The sequence below is a fragment of the Rhodospirillaceae bacterium genome (genome assembly GCA_018660465.1).
Taxonomy (GTDB): Bacteria; Pseudomonadota; Alphaproteobacteria; order Rhodospirillales; family JABJKH01; genus JABJKH01.
In genome coordinates, this window is sequence record JABJKH010000086.1 from 1 (window position 1) to 9,114 (window position 9,114).

The window sequence follows — 9,114 nt, forward strand, 5'->3', positions numbered from 1 at the left end:
ATAAATTGCTATATTTAGCACTAAATTCCCAATTTGCCCCTAAATTTAGTAATTTTATTTCTAAATTTAGGGATAACGTCGCCGACAATTCGTAACAAATTGGCTTATTCCCACTCAATCGTACCTGGCGGTTTGGACGTAATATCGTAAACAACTCGGTTGATTCCACGCACTTCGTTGATGATTCGGTTGGTGGTCCGGCCTAAGAATTCGTGCTCGAAGGGGTAATAATCAGCTGTCATGCCATCGGTAGAATTGACGGCGCGAAGCGCGCATACGTAGTCATAGGTACGAGCGTCACCCATGACGCCGACGGTTTGAACCGGCAAAAGCACTGCAAAGGCTTGCCAGATCGCGTTGTAGAGCCCTGCGTTTCTAATCTCTTCCAGATAAATTCGATCCGCAGCACGCAGGATATCAGCTTTTTCCCGGGTGACTTCACCAGGAATACGGATGGCGAGGCCTGGACCCGGGAAGGGGTGGCGCCCGACCATTTCATCAGGTAATCCGAGTTCGCGGCCTAGGACCCGGACTTCGTCTTTGAAAAGTTCCCGCAACGGCTCAACCAGTTTCAGGTTCATGCGCTCAGGCAGTCCGCCCACGTTATGGTGGGATTTTATAACCACGCTTGGTCCCCCCGTAAACGATACAGACTCAATCACGTCTGGATAAAGAGTCCCTTGGGCCAGAAATCGCGCATCGGCAATTTTGTTCGCCTCTTCTTCAAACACATCAATAAACGTCGCGCCAATGATTTTGCGCTTTTGCTCTGGGTCGGAAACGCCATCGAGTTTGCCCAGGAATAAGTCAGAGGCGTCGCGGTGGATGAGCGGAATGTTATAGTGATCTCGGAAAACATCGACCACTTGGTCCGCTTCGCCGTAGCGTAGCAGCCCTGTGTCAACGAAGACGCATTGTAACTGGTCGCCAATTGCTTCATGGAGCAAGGCAGCAACAACAGAGCTGTCGACCCCGCCAGATAAACCACAGATAACCTTGCCATCACCGACCTGTTCACGAACCTGCGTAATTTCGGTCTCAAGGAACGCCGCCATGGTCCAGTCGCCTTGGCACCCGGCGACCCGGTGTGTGAAGTTTTCTAGAAGCTGTGCGCCATGCGGGGTGTGGACGACTTCAGGATGGAACTGTACGCCATAAAAATGTTTATCGTCGTTGGCGATGGCGGCAAAGGGGGCACTATCGTTGGCAGCGACGACCCTAAAGCCGTCGGGTATTTCATCGATGCGGTCGCCATGGCTCATCCAGACCTGTTCTTTTGAGCCGACGTCCCAAACCCCATGAAAGAGTTCGCAGTCATCGATAATTTCAATATGGGCGCGACCAAATTCCTGGTGGTCCGATGTCGTCACTCGCCCCCCCAGCTGGTGCACCATGGTTTGTTCGCCGTAGCAAATTCCTAGAACTGGTACTCCCAGATCAAAAATTGCCTCGTGTGCACGGGGCGTATCAACGTCGGTTACAGAGGCCGGGCCACCCGATAGGATGATTGCTTTCGGACCAAAGCTGTCGAGGCTTTCTGCCGTCACTTTATTAAATGGATGAATTTCGGAGTAAATACCGCTTTCGCGGACTCGGCGTGCAATAAGTTGTGTAACCTGTGAGCCGAAATCAATGATGAGAACGCATTCTTGCATGGTCAGCAACCTAGCTTATCGACCTCGCTCAGGAAAGACCTGTGTTCTCCGCCCCAAGCCCAGTTCAGACAGAACTCTGACGCTCTGCTGAACAAAGCCCGGGAGATAGACAAAAGACTATAGTCGCCAGAAGGAGTCCATTTGGCCGAAGTCGATTTGGCTCTGGTCCAGACCGATATCTTCTAAGGTATGGCGGTTCATGGAGTTAATTCGAGAAGTCGGAACAGTGACGAATGTCGCCGCCAAAGCCTCAAGGACTTGACCGGTAAGGCTAATAATATGGTCGGCGAAATTCAGTGCATAGGGGAATTCGGCCCGTGCTTCCAACAGGTTTCCTGGATAGGTAATGCTCGACATGGCTCTCACTCCTCTTACGTTAACTTAATAAGAAAATTATCATGGAGCGTGATGAAATAAACAGCGCTGATCAGGAAGGGCAGGCATGTTCTGATATGCTGTGTGCGCATGGAATGCGGAATTAATGTCAGTAATTCGCAGAAAATAGGCCTTAATATGTATTAAACGCATAGCTGGTACGCGTATTTCGTTTCGCATGGTGAAACGGCCTTAAAGTCCTAAAATACCCTTCACCTGTGGCCAGGCCTCTTGTCCCCGTGACTTCATGTCGGCGGTCATGTCCGCTGGGATCCAGTCGAGCACCGTAGGTTTAAAGCTTTCGCGCGCCTGAATGCGGTCAAACCAGCGGGCGACCCGGGTTGTGAACATGCCGTTCATCCCCAGCATGGCCATGCGGTTGACATAAGGAGCCCAAGCGATATCGGCTAACGAGAAAGAGGGGCCCGCGGACCAATCGTTTCCGTCCAATGCCTGATCCAATTCATTCAAGGACTTGAAGTAGGCCTTGAAGGCCTCTTGGGCGTCCGGGGCATCAACGCCTTGAAGAATCCAGCCTTTTTTCTTGGCGCGGAGCTCGGGGCTGGGCATCGCTTCTAGATAGTCCTGCAATTCCTGCTCGCTTAGCTTCAGGATAATGTGGCGGTGAAATACTGAAAACGTAATGACTGCGCACGCTCGGTGCAGTTGCTCATCAATCAGCTTGGTCCAGAAACGCATCTGTGCCCGGTCTCCGGCACTGTCAGGCCGAAGGGGGGTCTTTGGAAAGGCATCTTCAATATATTCGTTAATAACGGTCGATTCCAAGATCACCTTGCCATCGTCGATCAGCACCGGCACCAAACCCTTGGGATTAAGTTTCAAAAATTCCGGGGTGAACTGATCGCCCTTCAGGATGTCAATATAATGACCTTTCCAAGGGATATCTTTCTCGTCCAACGCCATGCGGACTTTGGCCGCACAAACGGATGTAGAATGGTGGTAGAGTTCAAGCATTCGGGCCTTATAATATCCAGGAGCAATCTTGTCAGGGAAAAACGTCACAATTTAACCCCTCGGTAACCTAAGAGCCGTAGAATTATTTAAATTGAGGGGGAATAATAATTATGAGGAATGGGCATAATGAATCACCCTTTATTCGCCGCTATTGTCTTTAGCGTCGCCGTTGCCCTTTTTACCAGTTGGGCCCAGCGCCCGACGGTTGCGGACACAACACATAACTGCAGCCGATTCCATCTGAAATACGACTCCAAAACTGGGAAGCGTAAATGCGTCAACGTACGCCCCACAACGAGAAATTCAGTGCCGGGCCAAAGCCGCGCCGAAAGTCCGAGCAAGGGCCGGTCGATTGAATTACGCACTGAGCAAACCCAGCGGATTACGGAACAGCAGCAACAGTCTCGTGAATTGAGCACCAAGCAAAAGGACATAACCCGCGATCAACTGGATCGACAGCGGTCCTATATGCGACTCCTGGAATCAAAGCAGCGCGGCGCGTTATAACCTCTCTTTACCCGGAAATTATCTCCGTGCTATTCTCCTGTATTGACATGCAGGGGAGGCAATAATGACGGGCGTGGCTGAGCAGATTGATCCATCAGGGGAAATTCCCCTTATCGACATTGGCCCCTACCTTCGGGGTGAAGATGGCAGTCTTGAGGCCGCCGCGAAAGAGCTACGTCACGCACAGGAAGAAATCGGATTTTATTACCTGACCAACCACGGCATAGCCCCTGAACTGGTTGCCGCTGCAATGGATCAGGTGCGGCAGTTTCATGCATTGCCTGATGACGATAAGCTGGCGCTTAAGGTTGGTGAAAATGGCCCCGGCTATGTGCCGTTCAAGTCCACTGTCTATGTAACCTCTCCTTTGGCGGACAATTCTACGCGTGACCTGAATGCAAATTACCGGCTTGTCCGCGAGCGTCCAGCAGACCACCCGTCAGTTGTCGCCAAGCGCCGGTTCGCAGGGCCTAATAAATGGCCAAGCACTGAACTGTTGCCCGACTTTAAGCGGATCATGCTGGAATATTTTGGCCAACTGGAAGATTTAGGGCGATCATTATTACCGGTGTATGCGCGTGCGCTTGACCTGCCCAAAGATTATTTTGACGCGATGTTTACGGATCCCTATTGGACGACGCGTAATGTTCACTATCCAAACGTTGCGCCAGAGAAAAACCAATTAGCTGCCGGACCGCATCGCGACAACGGCTTTATCACCATCTTACCTGTATCCAGCATTCCTGCGCTTGAAGTCATGACAACTGATGGCGATTGGATTCCTGCTGTGCACGTGAAAGACAGCATGCTGGTCAACAGTGGTGAATTCATGAACGTCTGGACCAATGGCCGGTTCATTGCGACTCCGCACCGGGTGTTGCCACCAGGACAAGAGCGTCATCAGATTGCGTTCTTTTATAACCCTAATTGGGATGTGGTCAGCGATCCGTTGCCGACCTGCGTCGGGCCTGATAATCCGCCTCGGTTTAAGCCCATGCAGTACCTTGAACATTACTGCAATTATGTGGATGGCAACTACACCCGCGTTTTGGGTGGCGGGACTCTGGACGACGATAAGTACTAGGCCCAAAGCTGATCAAGGTCTTCTTCATCCAGTATAATTTCCCCTGCGGCCACATTTTGGCGTAGGTGGTTGTGAGAACTCGTCCCTGGGATAGGTAATATAACCGGTGAACGATGAAGGAGTGCAGAGAGTGCAATCTGTGGAGGCCTAGCCTTATGCTTCTCGGCCAATGCCACCAGCACCGGATCAGACCATGATATACCGCCGTCGCCGAGTGGTGCCCATGGAATAAATGCCATGCCATGGGTTTCACATACATCTAGCACATCGCCGCCGCCCAGCACGTTGCCACCCCGGCGCGACCGCACATTGAACGGGTTTTGGACTGAAACAATCTCTGCTTCTTCGCGGGCAATCTCGATTTCGCTTGTGCCGACATTGGAAATGCCGATGTGGCGAATTTTTCCTTGGCGTTGCAGATCGGCGAGTGTGCCGATTGACTCGGCGTACGGGATCCGAGGATCAGGGCAGTGGAGTTGGTAAAGATCGACTGTTTCCAGTTCCAATCGACGTAGGCTATCATCAAGAACTTGGCGTAGGTGTTCAGGCCGCCCGTCCCGCAACCATTGGCCAAGTCGTTCATGGCGAAAGCCACCCTTGGTGGTGATCAGCAAGCCGTCATAAGGATGAAGTGCATCGTGCACCGCTTGTTCTGCGATACCATTGGCGTAACTATCGGCGGTATCGAAAAACCGAACCCCGAGCCTGACAGCCTCTTCCAATAACGCGCCCGCATGTGGCAGCGGCCCACCAAATCCACGTTCGGTTGACAAATAAAGTGTTCCCATTCCAATGCGTGGAATTTCATGGCCGCATAGTGAAAATGTTAAATTCAAATCACACGCGCCTCTTTTGTCTGAATTTTATAATCTTATACCAAGGGGCATTGTTTATGTTCCTTGGTATAAGCCTTGCCTATCTGGCGTAGTTCGGTCAAATAAAATGATTATAACGCGAGTTTCCGCTGCACTCTGGTCATACGCGAGTAGGTAATTTAAATTTAATACGGCGACTTTATACTGCCGGTGGTTTGCGGGTTGCCCGTGTATTTATTTGAGGGAAATGTACAGAGAAATGGCCGATCTGCGACTAGATGACGCTGATATCTTAATCATTGATCCAGATCGCAATGCGGCAAACGCAGTGCGGTATGCCCTTCAGGCCTATGGTTATCCTGACTATCGGATAGGCAAAAGTGAAGAGGACCTTCTGCGCGAAATTAAGGATTGGGAACCCGACCTGATCATCAGTGAACTAGGTCTTCGTGGCAAGAATCTCAGTAAATTTGTTAGTCGATTGCGGGCTCATGAACTTGGAGTGAGCCCGTTTATTCCTGTTATCGGGACGACGTCGGAAGAAACGTCGGAAGAAATTACTGAGTTTAATGATGCGGGTGGGGATGAAATTGTCACCAAACCTCTTTCGGCAATAATAATGAAAGATTGTATCGAGAAATTACTCGGCAATACCCGGCCTTATTTGGTAACGAGTACCTATGTCGGCCCGGATCGTCAGGCAGCATTCGATGACAAATCAGGATATTCAATCCCCGTTAATATTCCAAATGGCCTTGGTTTAAAACTAAGCGGAAAATTTAATCAAGATACATATAAGGCTGCTTTATCTGTCGCCACTTCTCAGGTCACAAGGTACAAGGCCGAAAGCCTCTCTAAGGAAATCTTAGTGCTTTCAAATACCCTGCTTCAAAGACTTCAAGTTCAAGGCGTTGACTCGGAAGCCGAGAAATTAATAGATCGGATTACTGAATTATCGTCTGACACACGCAAAAGAGTACTGGGCACACCCTATGTTCATGTTTCTGGGGTCTGTGAAGCGTTGAATAAGACACTCGGGAATATTCGCAACGCAGGCAAAGACTTTTCCGACAAAGACGTAAAATTAATTGTACCCTTAACGCAATCCATCTGCCTTGCGTTCTCTGCCGACGAAAAAGCTGAGGCCATGGCCAAGGAAATTTCTAGTGCGCTTGGAATTTCGACAGAAGCTGCGGTTGAGGGGGATGCACCTTCTGCGGCGGATAGTGGAGCAGATACATCGGCGGACGTTTTGGGCGCACGTGCCGCAAACGGGCGAGCGAAATCAGGTGGTTCAGAATCTCCACCTGATGATGCAGAGGCACCAATACCGGCTTCGGCAAATCGCACTAAATTTTTGCTGCGTCTTACGTTGGTTAAAATTTCACACTTGCTAACAGAATTAGAGGGCATTCCAAATCGTATTCCTCGGGTTTTTATTCGTGGGTTGGACGAGTATTTGCACAAACTGCTTGGCGATGCTTCCTATAATGCCTTGAACCCAATGGCTGAAAAATTGTTTGAGAAAATCACCGCAGAAGAGGATGAGGAAATTTGGCAAGAGATCGTTGCTGACGAAGATTATAAAAGTTTCGCCTTTTCGATATTGATGAAAATGCTTGTGAAGTTCGATAATTTTTATTCGGGAATGACAACGTTCTTGTCCATCGTAAACGGCACGATCAACAGTCTTGATGACAAGAAAAAGGGACAAGGCCAAATAGATATTTTCACCGAAGAACATTTTAGCCTGTTCTTCGTTACCCTTTTTTCCGACATCTTCGATATCTTACGAGACAAAGAACAAGCCCTTCTTTTGGACGACCAATTCACCAAAGGTACTGCCGATCGACTCGCCAAAATCTATGAATCGTATGTTGAACACAGCAGCAAGTTGGTCGAGCAGCAGTGGGCAGAGTAGGGGCCATTTGGTCGTCGGTAATATCCGACAAGGTCAGTCAAAACATACTTCCTACTTCCCACTTTGCGTTGTCACATCCCGAATAATATCCAATACGACATTGGTGGTTCTATTCAGAAGTACGACGTCATTGCCGACAACTTTACGTTCAGTCCCCACCTGTGCGGGGGGCAGCTTTGCCTCGAGTTCTTTCGACAGGCTTCTTTTTTGAAGTCCCGGCGGCAGCTCACCATTTTTTTCAAGTTTGCGGGCGAGACCTGGCGGTAATTTACCTCGTTTCGCTAGGCCGGGTGGTAGGCCTTTTCCGCGGCCCTTTCCTTTGTGTTTGCCTTTGTGTTTCTTGGCTTTTTTCTTCCATATATTTTTCTTTTTCTTGTGCTTTCGGTCTCCATCATCTTCGTCTTGTTTGATTTCTTGGGCGTCTCCAGATGATCTGGGTGATATTTCTTCCCGGTTCGATTGTGGTTCAGGTAGGGTTCCAGGAGAGACGACATTGACGGCAGCGCGGATGATGCGCTTTTCCTCCTCTGTAAAAACAGTGCCGATTAAGTCACCAACAGATTTAGTTAGGGACGGCAACGGCGCAGGAGCTTGTAGAGGCGGCGGCGGTGGAGGAGTTGGCAGCAGGGTCGACTGCGCTGACGCAGCAACAGGAAGAAAAAATGCTGCAAATGTAATGAAAAGGCGTTTCATATGATGCCTCCATGTTGTATTTCTAAAGGATACAAAATCTATAATTATTATCCGTGAGTATGCTCTGGCAAAAAATAAAAGAAAGAGGTAAAAATGACTCCGACTAAAATCATGAAATTTTCTGTCACCGCTTTGGTTGCAACCGTATTTGCGATTACTCTATCCGCTTGTTCTCCAGAGATTGGCAGCAAGGAATGGTGCGACCAGATCAAAGCTAAATCGAAAGGCGATGTGACCGCTAATGAAGCGAAAGATTTCGCCAAGCACTGTATTTTAAAATGACGTTATAACAGGCGGGTGCCGTCTAGAGAGCGACTGTCTGTTTGATCCCAGTCTAAGCTGCAGCGTTGGGATTTGGTTTTTTTCCGTCGTCAGGTTTGGCGTTTGCCTTGGATTTCTTTTTCTTTCTTTTCTTCTTTTTCTTGCTGCTGTCATAATCTGAGTCATGGAAAAATTCCTCTTTAATATTTTCTTTCATCGCGTATAGGTCATCGTCCATGTAGGCGTTACCATCGTCGTCGATATAATAGCCCTTGCCGTCCTTATAGAAGGTGCCATCTTCATCCACGTAATCGCCATTCGGCATTTTTGTGAGCTTATTGCTAATCTTGTTTCCTTTGGGAGCAAGTTTCCTGGCCTGCTCGGCAGCCCAGCGTTGACCTTCAGGGCTGGCCTCCCATTTGGCTTGTCGTGCTGCCAACTGCTTGCTCATGGCCTTCTTGCTGATGGCACTGCCGATCATTGCAAAAATAGGCAACATAACGAATCCTGCAACCCATTGAGCATAGTCAGCCGATGACGCTGCCCCCCCTCCGCCAGCGTGATAATACACGGCAGACAGCACCAAGATAACTTGGGCAATCATTTGTAAGAAGAACGATGGTTTCTTGGTCAGCTTTTTAGGTGGACCCGGTGGCTGGAAGGCCAGGATAACGGTAGCGAACAAACCAAACACAAACTACTCAAAGTGTCTAACGTCAGCGCCTATGGAACAAATTAGCGGGATTGCATAAGAGAGGATTTTTAGCTCATCGTAGTGACCGAAGGGAACGAAGATGAGACAGAAATCGCAGACACGTCACCCCTGTC

At 49.3% G+C, this 9,114-nt stretch carries 10 protein-coding genes; 4 read left to right on the top strand and 6 right to left on the bottom strand.

Annotation, left to right across the window (positions count from 1 at the left end; translation table 11 throughout):
• Positions 1 to 104 precede the first annotated feature (104 nt).
• The 3 genes from guaA to HOM51_13745 all read right to left on the bottom strand — a co-directional run bounded on the left by guaA (position 105) and on the right by HOM51_13745 (position 3,005).
• Complete coding sequence (guaA, locus tag HOM51_13735) at positions 105 to 1,655, bottom strand: glutamine-hydrolyzing GMP synthase (protein ID MBT5035569.1); 1,551 nt, start codon at positions 1,653 to 1,655, stop codon at positions 105 to 107.
• Between the two features lie 117 nt (positions 1,656 to 1,772).
• The gene (locus tag HOM51_13740; GenBank protein ID MBT5035570.1) at positions 1,773 to 2,012 is read right to left on the bottom strand and encodes a hypothetical protein; all 240 of its coding nucleotides are present in this window, start codon (positions 2,010 to 2,012) and stop codon (positions 1,773 to 1,775) included.
• 210 nt (positions 2,013 to 2,222) lie between these two features.
• On the bottom strand, positions 2,223 to 3,005 hold the full coding sequence (locus HOM51_13745) for a glutathione S-transferase family protein (protein MBT5035571.1): 783 nt from the start codon (positions 3,003 to 3,005) through the stop codon (positions 2,223 to 2,225).
• Positions 3,006 to 3,131: 126 nt separating this feature from the next.
• Between HOM51_13745 and HOM51_13750 the strand changes: the two genes are divergently transcribed.
• Together HOM51_13750 and HOM51_13755 are read left to right on the top strand one after the other, a co-directional pair.
• Entirely contained in the window at positions 3,132 to 3,512 is a 381-nt protein-coding gene (locus HOM51_13750; protein MBT5035572.1) for a hypothetical protein, read from the top strand.
• A 64-nt stretch (positions 3,513 to 3,576) separates the two neighbouring features.
• Positions 3,577 to 4,596 carry an isopenicillin N synthase family oxygenase gene (locus HOM51_13755; protein ID MBT5035573.1) on the top strand — a complete coding sequence of 340 codons (1,020 nt, stop codon included), beginning with the start codon at positions 3,577 to 3,579 and terminating at the stop codon, positions 4,594 to 4,596.
• On the opposite strand, the gene HOM51_13760 is transcribed toward HOM51_13755, so the two are convergent.
• Entirely contained in the window at positions 4,593 to 5,384 is a 792-nt protein-coding gene (locus HOM51_13760) for an aldo/keto reductase (GenBank protein ID MBT5035574.1), read from the bottom strand. The two genes, HOM51_13755 and HOM51_13760, sit on opposite strands and share 4 nt — an antisense overlap.
• 286 nt (positions 5,385 to 5,670) lie before the next feature.
• On the opposite strand from HOM51_13760, the gene HOM51_13765 reads away from it, so the two are divergent.
• The gene (locus HOM51_13765; GenBank protein MBT5035575.1) at positions 5,671 to 7,332 is read left to right on the top strand and encodes a response regulator; all 1,662 of its coding nucleotides are present in this window, start codon (positions 5,671 to 5,673) and stop codon (positions 7,330 to 7,332) included.
• Positions 7,333 to 7,383: 51 nt separating this feature from the next.
• On the opposite strand, the gene HOM51_13770 is transcribed toward HOM51_13765, so the two are convergent.
• On the bottom strand, positions 7,384 to 8,025 hold the full coding sequence (locus HOM51_13770; protein MBT5035576.1) for a hypothetical protein: 642 nt from the start codon (positions 8,023 to 8,025) through the stop codon (positions 7,384 to 7,386).
• A gap of 111 nt (positions 8,026 to 8,136) precedes the next feature.
• Between HOM51_13770 and HOM51_13775 the strand changes: the two genes are divergently transcribed.
• Positions 8,137 to 8,307, top strand: a complete 171-nt coding sequence (locus HOM51_13775) for a DUF3012 domain-containing protein (protein ID MBT5035577.1) — start codon at positions 8,137 to 8,139, stop codon at positions 8,305 to 8,307.
• Positions 8,308 to 8,359: 52 nt separating this feature from the next.
• Here the strand turns inward: HOM51_13775 and HOM51_13780 are convergent, their stop codons facing one another.
• Complete coding sequence (locus HOM51_13780; protein MBT5035578.1) at positions 8,360 to 8,971, bottom strand: hypothetical protein; 612 nt, start codon at positions 8,969 to 8,971, stop codon at positions 8,360 to 8,362.
• Positions 8,972 to 9,114 lie beyond the last annotated feature (143 nt).